The sequence below is a fragment of the Mesorhizobium sp. M8A.F.Ca.ET.218.01.1.1 genome, assembly GCF_004791165.1.
In the GTDB taxonomy this organism is placed as follows: Bacteria; Pseudomonadota; Alphaproteobacteria; order Rhizobiales; family Rhizobiaceae; genus Mesorhizobium.
The window spans coordinates 885,727-903,054 of the sequence record NZ_SRUZ01000001.1 but is presented as its reverse complement, the minus strand read 5'-3'; the positions used below and the strand labels follow the sequence as shown (position 1 = coordinate 903,054).

Genomic DNA, 17,328 nt, shown 5'->3' with positions numbered 1-17,328 from the left:
AGCAAGCAATTCCAGGAAAAGTGTGAGGCGGTTTTCCCGGGAAAAGCGCGTAGCGCTTTCCCAAGGGAATTGCGTCAAACAATGGCTCAGACGGTCTCCCAGCCGCCCGTGTCGCCGGCGCGGAAGATGGCGTCGATGACTTTCTGGTTGAGCACGGATTCTTCCAGCGTGAAGACCCGCTCCTTACCGCCCTGCGCCGCCCGCGCGAAGGTCTCGACCTCGAGCCTGTATTGCTGCGTGCCGGGAAAGCGGAAGACCTGCGCCTCGGTGTGATTCTGGTTGTGCAGTTCGACGCGGTGATGGTCGTACAGCCCGGCATTGAAGGGCGAGAACACTTCGATGAAACCCTTCTCGCCATGGAACACCATCACCTGGCGTGCCGCCATCTGGGTCGACAGGTAGAAGGACAGTTCGAAATCGCCGAAATCGGCGCGGATCGAGGAATAGATGTCGGTGCCGAATGTCCTGTCGCGCTCGATCGTCGCCTGTACGCGCAGCGGCTCCTTGCCGGTCGAAAAGCGCGTCGACACGGTCGGGTAGACGCCGATGTCGGGCAGCGCGCCGCCGCCGAGATCGAGCTTGTTGCGCATGTTGTTGGGATCGACATTGTAGTAGGAGAACGCGCCCTGCACATGGCGCAGCCGGCCGATGGCGCCGCTGGCGATGAGATCACGCACCTTGATCCATTGCGGATGGTAGATGACCATGAAGGCTTCGCAGACCAGCACCTTCTTGGCGTCACGCAGCTTGATCAGGGGCGCGATGTTCTTGGCGTCGAGCGCCAGCGGTTTTTCGACCAGCACATGCTTGCCGGCCTCGATGGCCTTGGCCGTCCATTCGACATGCTGCGACGTCGGCAAGGGGATATAGACGCCGTCGACTTGGTCGGAAGCGAGCAGCTCCTCATAGGAGCCGAAGGCATGGCGCGCGCCGAAGCGGTCGCCCAATGCCTTGGCCTTCGACAGGTCGCGGCTGGCGATCGCCCACAGCACGCCGTTCTCCGCCTCGACGATTGCCGGCAACAACTGCTCGCGGCCGATCTTTGCCGTCGACAACACACCCCATCGGAACATCGCGCTTCTCCTTGTCGGTTACAGGCAAGGAGGTTTGCCCGAAATCGCCGGAAAAGCCAATGCGGGTGCTCTGTCCCCCGCCCCACGAAGCTGTGGCGAGGAACCAGGTCGCGCCTAGCCCCTTCTCCCGGTCAGCGTCATGTCGAAATCGACGACGTTGGAATAGAGCGGCGTGCCGACATCCATGCCGTAGCGCGAGCGCAGCACCTTGCCGGTGACATGGAATTTGATCGTCCCGCCCTTCAACCCGTCGAGATCGGCGGTGAATTTTTCCGGAAACGTCTTGCCGCGCGCCGTCAGCCGGCCGGTGACGAGCGCCGTCGTGTCACCGGTCCGGCTCACGCTTGTCGAGCGGAACTGGATTTCGGGACTGTTGGTCGCATCGAACACCGCGTCGGAGCGCAGGAAGGCATCGATGCGGCCCTGGCCGGTGCCGACACTTTCGGGATAGATGGTGAGGTCGACTTTCGAGCGCCCGACATCATTGTTGTCGATGCGGATCGTGCCCTTGAAACGGGCAAAGGCGCCATCGAAGCCGCCGCCGCCGGCCTTGCCGATGGTGAAGCGGATCGCGGAACCAGCCTGGCTGATCGTATAGCTGCCGGTGGCATCGCCGAGTACGACTGCCGCATTGACGGGCATGGCAAGACAGGCGGCGGCAGCCGCCAATCCGAGGATTCGCGCACGCATTGGATTGTTCCTTGTTCGGAGGCAACGCTCTCTCGCGTCCTCACCGCACCAACGAGATCAAGGCCCGTTCTATTCCCCGGTTGACGAAGGCGTGATCATGCGTGTCAGCACGCTGTCGCGCAGCAGGAAATGGTGGCGCAGGGCCGCGCAGACATGCAGCGCAACCAGCGCGATGCCGGCATAGGCGAGATACCAGTGCGCCGACGCCCAAAAACTTTCGGCGGCGTCGGATTCGGGCAGCGACAGGTTGGGCATGACGAACAGGTTGAACGGCATGCTGGGGATTTCCAGCGTCGAGACCGAAACCAGCGCCCAGCCGGACAGAGGCAGGGCCAGCTGGAAGACATAGAGCGCCAGATGCGCCAACGGCGCGGAGCGGCGCTCCAGGGCGCCGACAGAAGGCGGCAAGGGCGGTGCGGCGTTGCCGAGCCGCCAGGCGATACGCAGGATGATGAGCCCAAGCAGCAGAAAGCCCAGTGATTTGTGCAGCTGGATCAGCTCGAAGGCGGTACGCTGGCTCTGGGTCCTGACCATGACGAAGCCGAGTGTGAACTGGCCGATGAAGATGATCCCGATCAGCCAGTGGAGGACGATGGTTGCCCAGCCATAGCGGGTCGTGGTGTTGGTGATGGTCTGCATGGGAGGCGAACGATGGCGCGGTCAGCTTTCTTCCCCTTGCCGCCAAGGGGCAGAGTTGCCTACCCGCTCACCCTGAAGAAATCGACGAAAGCCCTCAGCGCCGGCCGCATCTGACGGCGGCTGGGGTAATAGACGAAGAATCCCTCAAAGGGCGGGCACCAGTCCTCCAGCACGCGGATCAGCCGGCCGTCGGCGAGCGGCGCGCGGACATAGTCCTCGAAGACGAAGGCGAGCCCGGCGCCGTCGACCGCCGCCTGGGCGATCAGATGGTCCTCGTCGAGGATCAGCGGTCCTTGCGCGGCAATTTCGATCTCCTCGCCGTCCTTCTCGAATTCCCAGCGGTAGAGGACGCCGCTGGAGAAACGGAAGCGGATGCAGCGATGGTCGGCAAGCTCGCGCGGATGGCGAGGTTTCGGCATCGTCGCGAAATAGGACGGCGCGCCGACGACGGCGCCGCGAAGATCGGGCCCGATGCGCACCGCGATCATGTCGCGCTGCAGGCTTTCGCCGAGCCGCACGCCGGCGTCGAAACCGCCTTCGACCACGTCGGTGAAGCGGTCCTCGATGACGATCTCCAGCACGATCTCGGGATAGGCGGCGGCAAAGGCGCCGAGCCGCGGCGTCAGCGTCAGATGCGCAGCCGTGCGCGGGACGGTCAGCCGCAGATTGCCGGCAGGCCGGTCGCGCGCCTCGACGGCCGTTTCCAGCGCCAGGTCGATCTCGGACAGCGCCGGCCGCAACCGTTCAAGCAGCCGTGCGCCTTCCTCGGTCGGAGCGACGCTGCGCGTGCTGCGCGCCAAAAGGCGCACGCCAAGCCGTGCTTCCAGGCTGGAGACTGCGTGGCTGACCGCCGAAGGCGCGATCGCCAGTTCCCTGGCCGCGCCGCGAAAACTGCCGCATTGGGCAACGGTTGCCAGCACCGCAAGCTGTGAGAGATGCGCTCGGTTCATTGATCTATTTCTTGGAACGACCCGTACTAAGAAGAGCCGATTATCGAACGGACCGCAAGGCATTATTTCTGCCGCATCACAACAAGGAGACGCGTGATGAAAACCCGCAAACTCGGTACTGAACTCGAAGTCTTTCCGGTCGGCCTTGGTTGCATGGGCATGAGCTTTGCCTATGGCGGCCAGCCGGAGGCCGAGGCGATCGCCACCTTGCACCGCGCCGTCGAGATCGGTGTCACCTTCTTCGACACGGCGGAGGTCTACGGCCCCTTCGAGAACGAGATCCTGCTCGGCAAGGCGCTGAAATCGGTTCGCGGCAAGGTGACGATCGCGACCAAATTCGGCTTCAAGATCCTGGAGGAAGGCACCGGCATGGATCGCATGGCCGGTGTCGACAGCCGTCCCGAGCACGTCAAGGCTGTTGCCGAGGCGTCGCTGAAGCGGCTTGGCACCGATGTCATCGACCTCTACTACCAGCACCGTGTGGATCCGAACGTGCCGATCGAGGATACGGTCGGCGCCATGGCAGAGCTGGTGCGTGAGGGCAAGGTGCGGGCGCTGGGCCTGTCGGAGGCGAGCGCCGCCACCATCCGCCGGGCACACGCCGTACACCCGATCGCGGCCGTGCAGAGCGAATATTCGCTGTGGAGCCGCGACCCTGAAGACGATGTCTTCGCTGTCTGCCGCGAGTTGGGCATCGGCTTCGTGCCCTACAGCCCGCTCGGCCGCGGCCTGCTCACCGGCACCATCGCCAAGCCGGAGACCTTGAGCGACGATGACTGGCGCCGTGTCCTGCCGCGCTTCCAGGCCGATGCCATGGCCGCCAATGCCGAGGTGATCGCCACGCTGGAAAAGATGGCGGCCGACAAGGGCGTCACCTCGGCGCAACTGGCGCTGGCCTGGGTGCTGCACCAGGGCGACTTTATTGTCCCCATCCCTGGTGCACGAAAAATCCGCCATCTCGAGCAGAACACGGCGGCGGCCGCGATCGAGCTAAGTGCGGCCGAGGTGGCGGCGATCGGCGATGCGCTGTCACCGGATAAGGTGATGGGCAAGCGCTATACGGAGGAACTGCTGACGCTGGTGAATGGGTAGATTTTTCGGCATCCGCTAGCTTTCAGACGCTGGCGCGAGGCGCCCCCTCTGTCCTCCGGGACATCTCCCCCACCAGGGGGGAGATTGGATGTCATTTCGGCCTTCGCCAATCGCCGACGTCGAAAGAGGGCGAGACCGCCAAGCTGCCGATCTCCCCCCAAGTGGGGGAGATGGCCGGCAGGCCAGAGGGGGGGCGCCTTGCGCCAGCGCCCTACCAAGGCACCACCGTAATCTCCGGCCAGTTCTCCTTTGCCCGCGCACCCTTCACTTCATGCGTCCGCTGGTTGTCCATCACCCGGTTCGGCGTGATGCGAAACGAGAAGAGGTCGTCGAGTCCGAACGGCGCCACCAGCTCCAATTGCCCATCGGCGCCGTAGCGCACCCCGACCGCATGTGTCTTCGAGGCGAAATAGCTGACGGACTCACTGGAACTCGTATAACGCGGGCAGGGCTGTCCGAACTTCTGCGGATACCACAGATGCACGCGGGCCTGGTTGCGCACTTCGACCGGCAGCGGCAGTCCCTCGAAATACCGAGCCGCCCGGCGGATCACCGCGTCCTCTGCCTCATAGGACAGGTCGGAGTCGTCGAAATAGAAGAGGTCGACATCCCTGATGCCGTAGCCCGACGACTTGCCGGTCAGCTGGTTCCAGACGCTGTTGTAGAGCGCGCCGGAAACCACCAGCCAATCCGGCAAGGCAAACGCGCGCACTCGTGCCAGCGTTTCGACAAGCAGCGGATCAGCCTCGACGATGCCGAGAAACGCACTTCGTTGTTTCTCAAACGGGAGCCCGGAATGACGCAGATGGTTCATCACCCTTTGGAGGGCGATTCGCCATCTACCCGCAATCCTTTATCCCCGCAGCACGCCACCCGTTTGCTTGCCGACATTCTCGACGATGCGCTTGGCCAGCGCCTCGAAATCCTCGTCGGTCAGTGTCTTCTCGACCGGCTGGATAGACACTTCGACGGCAATCGATTTTTTGTCGGCTCCGAGCGACCCACCCTCGAAAATATCGAAGACCGAGACGCCGGTGATCAGCTTCTTGTCGGCGGCCAGTGCGGCGCGAACAAGCGTGCCCGCCTCGACCGCCTTGTCCACGACGAAAGCAAAATCGCGCTTCACCGCCTGGAAGGCGGAGAGTTCCAGCTTCGGCTTGGTCTTGGTCGGCTTTGCCTTCGGCTCGGGCACGGCGTCGACGAACACTTCGAAGCCGCATAGCGGCCCGGAGACATCGAGCCCTTCCAGCGTCTTCGGATGGAACTCACCGAAAGTGCCGAGCACGGTCTTCGGACCGAGCTTGATGGTGCCGGAACGGCCGGGATGATACCAGGCCGGTCCGCCGGCCTCGATCTGCAGCCGTTCGACCGGCGCGCCGCAGGCTTCGAGTGCGGCGACCGCGTCGGCCTTGGCGTCGAACACCCCGACCGGACCGGAATTGCCGGCCCAGTTGCGGCCGGAGCCGTCGAGCTTGGCCGTGCCGCGGCGCACGCCGGCGGCGACGCGCCGCTGCTGGTCGGCGCCATCGCCCTCATAGGTGCCCGAGACCTCGAACAGCGCCACGTCGCCGATGCCCTTGTCGGCATTGCGCTGCGCAGCCGAAATCAGCCCCGGCAGCAGCGAGGGCCGCATGTCGGACATGTCGGCGGCGATCGGGTTGGCGAGTTTCAGCGCCGTCTGGCCGCCGCCGAACAGTTCGGCGTGCCTGGCCGGAATGAACGACCAGGTGACGGCCTCCATCATGCCGCGCACGGCAAGCGAACGCTTGGCGGCACGGGTGCGGATCTGCAGCGTCGTCAGGATCTTGCCGTTGACCATGTCATGCGCGCCAAGCGGCTGCGGCGCGATGTTGTCGACGCCATGGATGCGCATCACCTCCTCGACCAGATCGGCCTTGCCGTCGACATCGGGACGCCAGGAAGGCACGGTCACGTCGACGACGTCGCCCGATCCCTGCGCGTGGAATCCGAGACGCGACAGGATGTCGAGGCTCTCCGCCTTTGGCACTTCGATGCCGGTCAGCCGCTTCACTTCCGACAGCGGAAGGGAAACGATCTTTGGCTGATGCCCGGCATAGCCGGCCACCTCGGTCTCCGTGGGCGTGCCGCCGCAGAAGTCGATCACCAGCTTGGTCGCCAGTTCGACGCCCGGCACCATGAATTCAGGGTCGACGCCGCGCTCGAAGCGATAGCGTGCATCGGTGATGATGCCGAGCGTCCGGCCGGTGCGGGCCGTGGTGATCGGGTCCCAGAGAGCGGATTCGATCAGCACGTCCGTCGTGTTCTCGTCGCAGCCGGAATGCTCGCCGCCCATGATGCCGGCAATGGATTCGACGCCATTATCGTCGGCGATCACGCACATTTCCGGCGTCAGCGTGTACTCGCGCCCATCGAGCGCCTGGACCTTTTCGCCATCCCTGGCGCGGCGCACGACCAGATTGCCGGCGACCTTGGCGGCGTCGAAGACGTGCAGCGGCCGGCCGCGGTCGAAGGTGACGTAATTGGTAATGTCGACCAGCGCGCTGATCGGCCTCAGCCCGATGGCGATCAGCCGCTGCTGCAGCCATTTCGGCGACGGCCCGTTCTTGACGCCCCTGACCAGCCTGAGCGCGAAGCCCGGGCAAAGCTCCGGCGCCTCGATCGTCACCTTCACGGGGCACATGCCGCTGCCGACGTGCGGCATGATCGCGCCGCCGACGAGGCGGCCGAGGCCGCTCGCCGCCAAATCCCGGGCGATGCCAAAGACGCTGGTGGCATCGGGCCGGTTCGGCGTCAGATTGATCTCGATGACCGGATCGTCGAGATGGGCATAGGACGCAAAGCTGGTGCCGACCGGCGCATCCGCGGGCAGGTCGATAATGCCATTATGTTCGTCGGACAGTTCCAGCTCGCGCTCGGAACACATCATGCCGTGGCTTTCGATGCCCCTGATCTTGCCGACCGCCAAAGTGACGTCGATGCCGGGCACATAGGTGCCGGGCGCGGCGAAGGCGCCGATCAGGCCGGCGCGAGCGTTGGGCGCGCCACAGACGACCTGCACCGGCGGCTTGGCGTCACCGGTATCGACGGTCAGCACCCGCAGCCGGTCGGCGTCGGGATGCTGCACTGCCGTCAACACCTTGGCAATGACGAAGGGTTTCAGGCCTGCCTTGTCGTCGACATGCTCAACCTCGAGGCCGATCGAGGTCAGCCGCTCGACGATCTCGGCCAGCGTGGCGTCGGTTTCAAGGTGATCCTTGAGCCAGGAGAGGGTGAATTTCATTGGGCTGTTCCGTAATGGCTGGCGGCAGGAGTCTTCAGGGGTGTCACGCGCTCAAGCCTCCGAACAGCGTCGGCATGTCCAGCGGCCGGAAGCCGTAATGCGACAGCCAGCGCACATCCGCGTCGAAGAAGGCGCGCAGGTCCGGCATGCCGTATTTCAGCATGGCGATGCGGTCGATGCCCATGCCCCAGGCAAAGCCCTGGTATTCGTCGGGGTCGAGCCCGCCGGCCCTGAGCACATTGGGATGCACCATGCCGCAGCCGAGAATCTCCATCCAGTCGGAGCCTTCGCCGAAGCGCACCTCGCCTGGCCTTGAGCGGTCGCACTGGATGTCGACCTCGAGGCTCGGTTCGGTGAACGGGAAGAAGGACGGCCGGAAGCGCATCTTGACTTGCGGCACTTCAAAGAAGGCCTTGCAGAACTCTTCCAGCACCCACTTCATGTTGGCGACGTTGGCCGACTTGTCGATCACCAGCCCCTCGACCTGATGGAACATCGGCGAATGGGTGGCGTCGGAATCCTGGCGGTAGGTCTTGCCGGGAATGACGATGCGGATCGGCGGCTTCTGCTTCTCCATGGTGCGGATCTGCACTGGCGAGGTGTGGGTGCGCAACAGCTTGCGTTCGCCCTTCTCGTCCGGCTGGAAGAAGAAGGTGTCGTGCATCTCACGCGCCGGATGGCCCTCCGGGAAATTCAGCGCGGTGAAATTATAGTAGTCGGTCTCGATGTCGGGACCTTCGGCGATGGCGAAGCCGAGATCGCCGAAGATCGCCGCGATCTCGTCGATGACCTGGCTGATCGGATGGATGCGGCCGCGCTCGGCCGGCGACTGCCGCACCGGCAGCGTCACGTCGACCTTTTCGGCGGCCAGCCGGGCGGCGATCGCCACATCCTTCAGATCAGCCTTGCGGGCCGTCAGCGCCTCGGTGACGCGGTTCTTGAGGCCGTTGATGGCGGGGCCCTTGACTTGGCGCTCCTCGGCGGTCATGGCGCCAAGGGTTTTCAGCATCTCGGACACGGTGCCCTTCTTGCCGAAGGCAGCGATGCGCACGGCCTCGATGGCCGGCTCATCGGCGGCCGACGCGATCTCAGCCATCAGGGAATTTTCGAGCGTATCCAAGCCGGTAGTTGCGTCGTTCACGGTCAAACTCGCTACGTTGGAAGTCAGCTTTAAAGTGAAAGTCACTTCTAAGTTGAAAGTTCAGGCATCAGAGACAAAAGAACCCGCGCCGGCCGTGCCAGCGCGGGTTCCCCAAATCAGAATTGCGAATGCTTGGGAAGCGCTGGGCTCGGAGCCCGATCCCGAAAAGTTGCAGACTTTTCGGAAAAGATCGCGCTCCTCGCTAATTTCCCTGGAGCATGATGTTGTCCAAAAAGTCAGAAACTTTTTGGCATCATGCTCTAGGCGACAGCGCTTTCAAAAGCGTTCGGCGTGGTGTTCTTCAGGTATTCGAGCGCGACCTTGGCCTTGGCGACCAGGGCGGCGAAAGCCTGAGGCTCGTGGATGGCCATGTCGGACAGGATCTTGCGATCGATCTCGATGCCGGCCTTGTTCAAACCGTCGATGAAACGGCCATAGGTCAGGCCGTGCTCGTGGGTCGCGGCGTTGATGCGCTGGATCCACAGCGCGCGGAACGAGCGCTTGCGGTTCTTGCGGTCGCGGTAAGCGTACTGCAGCGACTTTTCCACCGCCTGCTTGGCGATGCGGATGGTGTTCTTGCGACGGCCGTAAAAACCCTTGGCGGCTTTCAGGACCTTCTTGTGCTTGGCGTGCGAGGTGACGCCTCTTTTTACGCGTGCCATGTCATGATCTCCTTAAAACTTAAAGGCCGTTCGGAAGAAAATTCTTGATGACCTTCTTGCCATCCGGTTCAGCCAGAACCATCGTGCCGCGGGCATTTCGAATGAACTTGTTGGAACGCTTGATCATGCCGTGACGCTTGCCGGCCGCAGCCGACAGGACTTTACCCGTACCTGTGATCTTGAACCGCTTCTTGGCGGCCGATTTGGTCTTCATCTTGGGCATTTTGCTACTCCGTATTGTTGGCGCACGATCGCGCTTCTTGTTCGCTCCGGGCCGACCAAAGCCCGAAAAGCAAATGAAACCGCCACGGCATGCCCTGCCGGGCGGTTTTCTTGGAACGGCGGTGCTATAGATCAAAGATGGCGCGGGCGCAACACCTCAGGCCGTGCGACGCACTGTCCCCTCTCAGGGCAGCCTGAACCACACCGGCAGCACGCCCGACAGTTGCGCGCCGTCGATCAGTTCGAAAGCCGGCAGCGCAATGAGAAACACCAGCCCGTCGAGCAGTGTGGTCAAAAGCAGGCGCGGCTTGAAGCTGCCGGTGTCGCCTTCCTGGTAGAGCGAAAGCTTGGGGAAGAAGCGCGGCACGCGCGCCAGATAGTCCGCATAGGGTGCGCCGAGCGCCTCCTTGAGGAATTTTTCTTCGCGCAGGATGACGATATGGAAGGCACCGGCGCACAGAACCGCGAAAAGGATGATGCCGGAGAACGAGCCGATCTGCGCGCCGACGCCGGCGGCGGCGACGGTTGAGAACACGTAGAGCGGATTACGGGTGATCGAGTAGGGGCCGCCGGTCACCACCTCGGACGACTTGCGTCCGCCTATATAGAGCGTCGCCCACAGGCGCCCGACGATGCCGAGGAAAATCAAGAGCACGCCGAACATCTCGATCGATTCATGGACCGGCGTGTCCGGCGGGAAGGTCGACTGGCCGAAAAGCAATGCCAGAAACAGCACCACCACGAGCACGGCAAGCACCAGCCGGCGCATCTGCTGGTAGTTGCCCAGCCCGTGTTTGTATTCTGTGTCCAAGATTGGGATCCGATCGTCGAGGAGCCTGGCCGGCGATCGCAGCTCTAGCCAGGAATAGGCGTCCCGCCGGTCGTCGGGACGCCTCTGTAGCACAATTCAGGCGGATTTTGGCGCGATGACGAGGCCTGACGTCATCGTGATCCAAGCGGGTTCCGCAAAAGTGCCCACGGTTTTGCGGTGAGAACCCGCGACAACCATGGAAACTATGCAGACGACGCGTTGCGAAGCGACCGGAGTCTGCTTAGCGCGGCGCCAACACCATCATCATCTGGCGACCTTCGAGCTTCGGCTCGGCTTCCACCTTGGCGATGGTCGCCACTTCCTCGCGCACCTTGTTCAGAAGCTGCATGCCGAGTTCCATATGCGCCATCTCGCGGCCGCGGAAGCGCAGCGTCAGCTTGACCTTGTCGCCTTCCTCGAAGAAGCGGCGAACCGCCTTCATCTTGGTCTCGTAGTCATGGCTGTCGATGTTCGGGCGCATCTTGATCTCCTTGATCTCGATGACCTTCTGGTTCTTGCGCGCCTCGGCCGCCTTCTTCTGGTTGGCGTATTTCAATTTGCCGAGATCGAGGATTTTTACGACGGGGGGCACCGCGTTGGGCGATATTTCGACCAGATCGAGCCCGGCCTCTTCGGCGAGCAGCAATGCGTCGTTGATGGAAACATCGCCGCGGTTCTGGCCTTCGGCGTCGATAAGCTGGACCCGGGGAACCCGGATGTCACGGTTGGAGCGCGGCCCATCCTTGGTCGGCGCCGCTGCTTTGAAAGGTCTGCGAATGGTCGTGGTCTCCTTGGCCGTTTCGTTCAGGGTTCGTATGAATCTGTGTGCGGACGCGCCAATGTGGGAAGCGCGCGGCGCAAGTCAATAGCACAGCGTTCTCAAGAAATCACCTGATCACGAGCCTGTGCCAAGCAAAGAAACATCGCGAGCACTTTCCGCCTTGCCTTTGGCCGTGCCAAAAGCGAGGCGTGAAAAAAACCAGGACCGCCCCACAGCCATGACCGCCGCTCCGACCTTTCTTGATGTTGATGGATCCGATATCGCCGTGCGCCATGCGGGTGGCGCGACGCCCGGCATCGTCTGGCTCGGCGGCTACAAGTCGGACATGCTGGGCACGAAGGCCGAGACGCTGTCGGACTGGGCGGCACGGGAAGGCCGGGCCTTCCTGCGCCACGACTATTCGGGCCATGGCGAATCCGGCGGCGCCTTCGCCGACGGTACGATCTCGAAATGGCTTGCGCAAAGCCTTGCGGTTTTCCGGCATTTCGCCAAGGGCGATCAGGTCCTGGTCGGCTCGTCGATGGGTGCCTGGATCGCGCTGCGCATGGTGCAGGAGTTGCGCAAGGCGGGCGATGCAAGCGTCGTCGGCCTGGTGTTGCTGGCGCCGGCACCCGATTTCACCAGCGACCTGATCGAGCCGGTGCTGACCGAGGCGCAGAAACGCGACCTCGCCGAAAAGGGGTTCTTCGCGGAGCCGTCGGACTATTCCGCCGAGCCTTACGTCTACACGCGCGCGCTGATCGACGACGGGCGCGAAAACCGGGTGATGACCGGGCCGATCGACACGCATTGCCCGGTTCACATCCTGCAGGGGCTGGCCGATGCGGACGTGCCATCGAGCCACGCGTTGAAGCTCGCCGCCCTGCTGCCGGCCGACGATGTCACGCTGTCGCTGATCCCCGACGGCGACCATCGCCTGTCGCGCCCGCAGGATCTCGACATGCTGGTGCGGGCGGTCGGCGACATCGCCGGACGAGGCAAGTGACGATGCGCCTTTCCATCCCGATCTCCGCTTTTGTCGCGGCAATCGTCGGTTTCGGCGGCACGCTGGCCATCGTCATCGCCGCCGCCAAGGCGGTCGGCGCGACGCAGGTCGAGACGGCGAGCGGTGTGACGGCGATCTGCCTGGCCATGACGGTCGAGTGCCTGTTGCTGTCATGGCGCACGAAAATGCCTGTCATCACTGCCTGGTCGACGCCGGGCCTGGCACTGGTCGCCGCCTCGAGCGGCTTTTCGATGGGCGAGGCCGTCGGCGCCTATATCGTCACGGGCGTGCTGTTGGTCGCGACCGGCCTGTTTGGGCCGCTGACCCGGCTGATATCGAGAATACCGGCTTCGGTCGCCTCAGGCATGCTGGCCGGCATCGTCGTCACGTTCGCCATCAATGCCATGAAAGCCATTCCGGCGGACCCCTGGCTCATCCTGCCGCTGATCGCGGCATTCTTTGTCATCCGGCTGTTCAATCCGGCGCTGTCGGTACTGGCGGTGCTGGTCGGCGGCGGCCTTGCCGCCTTCCTTACCGGCCGTGTCGGCGGCTTGCCCGCGCCCGAACTGTCGACGCTGACGTTTATTGCTCCCCATTTCACCGCCAAGGCGATTATCGGGCTGGCGCTGCCGCTTTATCTCGTCACCATGGCCTCGCAGAACCTGTCGGGGCTGGCGGTATTGCGGGCGGCCGGCTACCACCCTGAACCTGGGCCGCTGATCGGTATCACCGGCCTGTTTTCGCTGCTGTCGGCGCCGTTCGGGGCCGGAACCACCAATCTGGCGGCCATCTCGGCGGCCATTTGCACCGGACCTGACGTTCATCCCGACCCCGCCGAGCGCTGGAAGACGGGTCCGTTCTATGCGCTTGCCTATCTGATCTTCGCGATTTTCGGCGCTTCGCTGGTGGCGATCTTCGCCGTCCTGCCGCAGAGCCTGATCGTGCTGGTGGCGGGCCTGGCGCTGATGGCCTCGCTGGCCAACGCGCTGGCGATTGCGCTCAAGGACGAAGGCAACCGCATGGCCGCCACCGTCACCTTCGTCGTCACCGCCTCCGGGCTGACGCTGTTCGGCGTCGGCGCGGCTTTTTGGGGCCTTGTCGCCGGGCTGGTCGTGCTTTTCCTCGATATGCTCAAAAAGCGATAATCATTTCAGAACCTTGTTCGGTTTTGGCGGACATTGTCTTGAATCGCCGTTTTCGCCTTCCCATTTCGATTCCACGCAGCCGGTCCTGGCTGTCTCCAACCGAAGGAATGGGAGAAAATGAACACATCTGCATTGATCCGCCCGGCCTGGACGCCGGCGACCATCGCGTTGATGGTGATCGGCTTCATGGTGTTCTGGCCGCTCGGCTTCGCCATGCTCGCCTACATCATCTGGGGCGACCGGCTCGAGGGCTTCAAGCGTGACGTCAACCGTGCGACCGACGGCATCTTCGCCGGCTGCCGCCGTGGTTCCGACAAGGCCGCGCGCTGGGGCAATGGCTCCGCTCGCACCGGCAACGTCGCTTTCGACGATTGGCGCGAAAAGGAGCTTGAGCGTCTGAACGAAGAGCGCCGCAAGCTCGACGAGATGTTGACCCAGTTCGACGAATACGCTCGTGAATTGCGCCGCGCCAAGGATCAGGACGAGTTCGACCGGTTCATGGCCAACCGCAACAAGTCGACGGCTCCGGCGAAAACCGACCCGAGCACCGGAACGGCCCCCACCAAGCGTGGCAAAGGCTCGAACCTGCTCGACGACTGAGGCCCAGCGACAGGGCCAAGGTATGATGACGGCGTCGCGCGAGCGGCGCCGTTTCTTTTTTGTTCTATTCGTTTTCCTCGAATCGCGTATCGTCCGGCCATGACCATCGGGTTCTTCCGCAATCTGACGAAGCCCAAGCCCACGCCTGCCGTGGAACGGGAATACTGTGTCGCCGGGCGCACGCTGCCGCTCAAGATCGTCGAGAGCGCCAGAGCAAAGCGCCTGACGCTGCGTATCGATTCCGGCGGTCAGGGCCTGCGCATCACCGTGCCGCCGGGCCTGCGCCGCGGCGAGGTGGACAGGTTCCTCGACCGCCACCAGGACTGGCTGGAGCAGCGCCTGGCCAAGGTGCCTGCTCGTCCTCAAGTAAGACCAGGTATCAAGATCCCGGTGCGCGGCGTGCCGCACCGCGTTGTCCACGAACCGTCAAAGCGCGGCACCGTCACCATATCGCGCGACGAGCGCGGCCCGCTGCTGATCGTGCATGGCGAGCGCATCCATCTGCCGCGCCGCATCGCCGATTTTTTGAAGCGCGAGGCCAAGAAGGATATCGAGAAGCTGGTGGTCAGGCATACGGAAGCGCTCGGCAAGCGCGCCAAGGCGATCCGCTACAAGGACACTTCCAGCCGCTGGGGCTCCTGCACCTCGGAAGGCAATCTGTCCTTCTCCTGGCGCATCATGATGGCGCCGCAGCCTGTCATAAACTACCTCGTCGCGCATGAAGTGGCGCATCTCAAGGAGATGAACCACGGCCCGAAATTCTGGAAATTGTGCGAAAAGCTCTGCCCCGACACGGACCGCTGCAAGGATTGGCTGAAGCGCAACGGCGGCGCCCTGCAGGCGATCGTTTTCGAATAGGGATAGCGGACGGCGGCGTTTCAGCTACCGGCCACGCACTCAATCGTCATTCGCCGCATTGAGCTCATCCGGCCGCAACCCTTCATCGCCATGATGCGGCCAGGGCAGAAAGTTGCGGTCGAAGGCATCGCCGCCAAAATAGTCCAGAGCCCGATGTGCTTCGGCGCCGTTGAAGGCGGCCTTGTCCATGAGATGCGCGATGACCTCGCGCGCCTGCGCGATCTTCTGCTTCAGTTCGGCAACGGTCTGGTCGGCCATGGCTGTGCTCCCGCCTTGCATGCTGTCCATCCATAGGTAGCGCCTTTGGCCTTGCCGGCAAACAGCATGCTTTTTCTCGACTCTTGGCGCTTTTCATGTCAATTCCCGCGCCATGGCGCTCGATATCAAGATCTGCGGCTTGAAGACCGACCAGGCAGTGGCTGCGGCCCTTGCCGGCGGCGCCAGCCATGTCGGGTTCATTTTCTTCGCCAAAAGCCCCCGCTATGTCGAACCGGCCGAAGCCGGCCGTCTGCGCGAAGCGGCGCGCGGCAAGGCCCTGGCGGTTGCCGTCACCGTCGACGCCAATGACGCCTTCCTCAATGAAATCGTGGAAAAGATGCGGCCCGACATGCTGCAATTGCACGGCTCCGAAACCCCCGAGCGAGTGGCCGAACTGAAAGCCCGCCATGGCCTGCCGGTGATGAAGGCGTTGCCGCTCAGCGAGGCTGCCGATCTCGAACGGATAAAGCCGTTCGTCGGCATCGCGGACCGCTTCCTGTTCGACGCCAAGCCGCCGAAGGGCTCGGAACTGCCGGGCGGCAATGGCGTCGCCTTCGACTGGCGTATCCTTGCCGGCCTTGACGCCGGGATCGATTACATGCTTTCCGGTGGGCTCAACGCCGCCAACATCGGCGATGCCCTTCGGCTTGCAAACCCGCCCGCAATAGACATTTCCTCGGGCGTGGAGAGCGCGCCGGGCGTCAAGGATCCGGCGCTGATCGAACAGTTTTTCCGGGCCGTCAGGGCCGCGCGGGACGACCGCGCCGCCTGAACAAATTTCGAACCCTGAGCATGTCCCGGAAAAGCGGGAACCCGGTTTTCCGACAGGGACATGCTCAAAGTACAGATCTAGGAGATCGGCGATGAACAAGCCGGCGACACCCAATTCCTTCCGTACTGGACCCGACGAGCAGGGCATGTTCGGCATTTTCGGCGGCCGTTTCGTTGCCGAAACGCTGATGCCCCTCATCCTCGACCTGGAGAAAAACTGGAACGAGGTCAAGAACGATCCGGATTTCAGGGCCGAGCTGACCGATCTGTCCACCCACTATGCCGGGCGGCCGTCAAAGCTGTATTTCGCTGAAGGCCTGACGAAGCATCTTCGTGACGTTTCCTCGGCGAAGGGCCTCGGGGGCGGCGCGAAAGTCTATTTCAAGCGCGAGGATTTGAACCACACCGGCTCGCACAAGATCAACAATTGCCTCGGCCAGATCCTGCTGGCCAAGCGCATGGGCAAGAAGCGCATCATCGCCGAGACCGGCGCCGGCCAGCATGGCGTGGCGTCCGCGACCGTCGCCGCCCGCTTCGGCTTTCCCTGCGTCGTCTATATGGGCGCGACCGACGTTGCCCGCCAAAGCCCCAATGTCTTCCGCATGAAGCTGCTAGGCGCCGAAGTGCGGCCGGTGACCGCGGGCCACGGCACGCTGAAGGACGCCATGAACGAAGCCCTCCGCGATTGGGTGACCAATGTCGAGGACACCTACTACCTGATCGGTACCGCCGCCGGCCCGCATCCCTATCCGGAACTGGTGCGCGACTTCCAGTCGGTAATCGGCACCGAGGCACGCGCGCAGATCCTCGAACAGGAAGGCCGGCTGCCCGACACCATCATCGCCGCCGTCGGTGGCGGTTCCAATGCCATCGGCATGTTCCATCCCTTCCTCGATGACAGGCAAGTCCGCATCATCGGTATCGAGGCCGGCGGGCGCGGTCTCGACGGCATCGAGCATTGCGCCTCGATGAATGCCGGCTCTCCCGGCGTGCTGCACGGCAACCGCACCTATCTCCTGCAGAACGCCGACGGCCAGATCATGGACGGCCATTCGATCTCGGCCGGCCTCGATTATCCCGGCGTCGGTCCGGAGCATTCCTGGCTGCGCGATTCCGGCCGTGTCGAATACGTGCCGATCCTCGACGACGAGGCGCTCGAAGCCTTCAAGCTGACGACGCGCGTCGAAGGCATCATCCCGGCGCTGGAATCGGCGCACGCCATCGCCCATGCGGTCAAGATCGTACCCGCCATGGACAAGGACCAGATCGTCATCGTCAACCTGTCCGGCCGTGGCGACAAGGACGTGCACACGGTGGCCTCGATGCTGGGCATGGAGATCTAGGCCCTTTGGACAGTTTCGATTTGGGAGTTGATTATGAGCAAAATT

The 17,328-nt window shown here is 63.4% G+C and carries 19 protein-coding genes; 7 read left to right on the top strand and 12 right to left on the bottom strand.

All coding sequences use genetic code 11. The annotated features are described in order from the left end of the window. Nucleotides 1-86: 86 nt before the first annotated feature. From EN861_RS04265 to EN861_RS04250, 4 genes are all read right to left on the bottom strand, one after another. A complete protein-coding gene (locus tag EN861_RS04265) occupies nucleotides 87-1,073 on the bottom strand; it encodes a Gfo/Idh/MocA family oxidoreductase (protein WP_135862544.1) in 987 nt (328 codons plus the stop codon). A 114-nt stretch (nucleotides 1,074-1,187) separates the two neighbouring features. Next, nucleotides 1,188-1,763 (bottom strand): YceI family protein, encoded by a 576-nt coding sequence (locus EN861_RS04260; RefSeq protein ID WP_135862542.1) that lies wholly within the window; start codon nucleotides 1,761-1,763, stop codon nucleotides 1,188-1,190. A 69-nt stretch (nucleotides 1,764-1,832) separates the two neighbouring features. Next, a complete protein-coding gene (locus EN861_RS04255; RefSeq protein WP_135862540.1) occupies nucleotides 1,833-2,402 on the bottom strand; it encodes a cytochrome b in 570 nt (189 codons plus the stop codon). A 59-nt stretch (nucleotides 2,403-2,461) separates the two neighbouring features. Continuing rightward, nucleotides 2,462-3,352: a LysR family transcriptional regulator gene (locus tag EN861_RS04250; protein ID WP_135862538.1), complete on the bottom strand. Its 891-nt coding sequence runs from the start codon at nucleotides 3,350-3,352 to the stop codon at nucleotides 2,462-2,464. A 96-nt stretch (nucleotides 3,353-3,448) separates the two neighbouring features. On the opposite strand from EN861_RS04250, the gene EN861_RS04245 reads away from it, so the two are divergent. Then, entirely contained in the window at nucleotides 3,449-4,444 is a 996-nt protein-coding gene (locus EN861_RS04245) for an aldo/keto reductase (RefSeq protein ID WP_127873317.1), read from the top strand. Nucleotides 4,445-4,655: 211 nt separating this feature from the next. On the opposite strand, the gene EN861_RS04240 is transcribed toward EN861_RS04245, so the two are convergent. The 7 genes from EN861_RS04240 to infC form a co-directional block, all read right to left on the bottom strand. Then, entirely contained in the window at nucleotides 4,656-5,258 is a 603-nt protein-coding gene (locus tag EN861_RS04240; RefSeq protein WP_135862536.1) for a nucleotidyltransferase family protein, read from the bottom strand. Between the two features lie 39 nt (nucleotides 5,259-5,297). After that, on the bottom strand, nucleotides 5,298-7,706 hold the full coding sequence (gene pheT, locus EN861_RS04235; RefSeq protein ID WP_135862534.1) for a phenylalanine--tRNA ligase subunit beta: 2,409 nt from the start codon (nucleotides 7,704-7,706) through the stop codon (nucleotides 5,298-5,300). A 43-nt stretch (nucleotides 7,707-7,749) separates the two neighbouring features. Further along, nucleotides 7,750-8,802, bottom strand: a complete 1,053-nt coding sequence (pheS, locus tag EN861_RS04230) for a phenylalanine--tRNA ligase subunit alpha (RefSeq protein WP_245511840.1) — start codon at nucleotides 8,800-8,802, stop codon at nucleotides 7,750-7,752. Nucleotides 8,803-9,107: 305 nt separating this feature from the next. Then, the gene (gene rplT / locus EN861_RS04225; protein WP_006201247.1) at nucleotides 9,108-9,509 is read right to left on the bottom strand and encodes a 50S ribosomal protein L20; all 402 of its coding nucleotides are present in this window, start codon (nucleotides 9,507-9,509) and stop codon (nucleotides 9,108-9,110) included. Nucleotides 9,510-9,528: 19 nt separating this feature from the next. Further along, the gene (gene rpmI, locus EN861_RS04220; protein WP_006201248.1) at nucleotides 9,529-9,732 is read right to left on the bottom strand and encodes a 50S ribosomal protein L35; all 204 of its coding nucleotides are present in this window, start codon (nucleotides 9,730-9,732) and stop codon (nucleotides 9,529-9,531) included. 183 nt (nucleotides 9,733-9,915) lie between these two features. Continuing rightward, nucleotides 9,916-10,542, bottom strand: coding sequence for an isoprenylcysteine carboxylmethyltransferase family protein (locus EN861_RS04215; protein WP_127873321.1), 627 nt, complete (start codon nucleotides 10,540-10,542; stop codon nucleotides 9,916-9,918). A 241-nt stretch (nucleotides 10,543-10,783) separates the two neighbouring features. Next, complete coding sequence (infC, locus tag EN861_RS04210; RefSeq protein WP_010912915.1) at nucleotides 10,784-11,320, bottom strand: translation initiation factor IF-3; 537 nt, start codon at nucleotides 11,318-11,320, stop codon at nucleotides 10,784-10,786. A 220-nt stretch (nucleotides 11,321-11,540) separates the two neighbouring features. Here infC and EN861_RS04205 point away from each other — a divergent pair, with 220 nt between their 5' ends. The 4 genes from EN861_RS04205 to EN861_RS04190 all read left to right on the top strand — a co-directional run bounded on the left by EN861_RS04205 (nucleotide 11,541) and on the right by EN861_RS04190 (nucleotide 14,911). Further along, nucleotides 11,541-12,308: an alpha/beta hydrolase gene (locus EN861_RS04205; RefSeq protein ID WP_135862532.1), complete on the top strand. Its 768-nt coding sequence runs from the start codon at nucleotides 11,541-11,543 to the stop codon at nucleotides 12,306-12,308. A 2-nt stretch (nucleotides 12,309-12,310) separates the two neighbouring features. Continuing rightward, nucleotides 12,311-13,453 carry a benzoate/H(+) symporter BenE family transporter gene (locus tag EN861_RS04200; RefSeq protein ID WP_135862529.1) on the top strand — a complete coding sequence of 381 codons (1,143 nt, stop codon included), beginning with the start codon at nucleotides 12,311-12,313 and terminating at the stop codon, nucleotides 13,451-13,453. A gap of 117 nt (nucleotides 13,454-13,570) precedes the next feature. Next, nucleotides 13,571-14,053 carry a DUF2852 domain-containing protein gene (locus tag EN861_RS04195; protein ID WP_015314375.1) on the top strand — a complete coding sequence of 161 codons (483 nt, stop codon included), beginning with the start codon at nucleotides 13,571-13,573 and terminating at the stop codon, nucleotides 14,051-14,053. A 99-nt stretch (nucleotides 14,054-14,152) separates the two neighbouring features. Further along, complete coding sequence (locus EN861_RS04190; protein ID WP_135862527.1) at nucleotides 14,153-14,911, top strand: M48 family metallopeptidase; 759 nt, start codon at nucleotides 14,153-14,155, stop codon at nucleotides 14,909-14,911. 39 nt (nucleotides 14,912-14,950) lie between these two features. Here the strand turns inward: EN861_RS04190 and EN861_RS04185 are convergent, their stop codons facing one another. Beyond that, entirely contained in the window at nucleotides 14,951-15,169 is a 219-nt protein-coding gene (locus EN861_RS04185; RefSeq protein WP_135862525.1) for a hypothetical protein, read from the bottom strand. Between the two features lie 112 nt (nucleotides 15,170-15,281). On the opposite strand from EN861_RS04185, the gene EN861_RS04180 reads away from it, so the two are divergent. Next, entirely contained in the window at nucleotides 15,282-15,941 is a 660-nt protein-coding gene (locus EN861_RS04180) for a phosphoribosylanthranilate isomerase (RefSeq protein WP_127279845.1), read from the top strand. Between the two features lie 91 nt (nucleotides 15,942-16,032). Beyond that, nucleotides 16,033-17,283, top strand: a complete 1,251-nt coding sequence (gene trpB, locus EN861_RS04175; protein WP_135862522.1) for a tryptophan synthase subunit beta — start codon at nucleotides 16,033-16,035, stop codon at nucleotides 17,281-17,283. The last annotated feature ends 45 nt before the right edge of the window (nucleotides 17,284-17,328 follow it).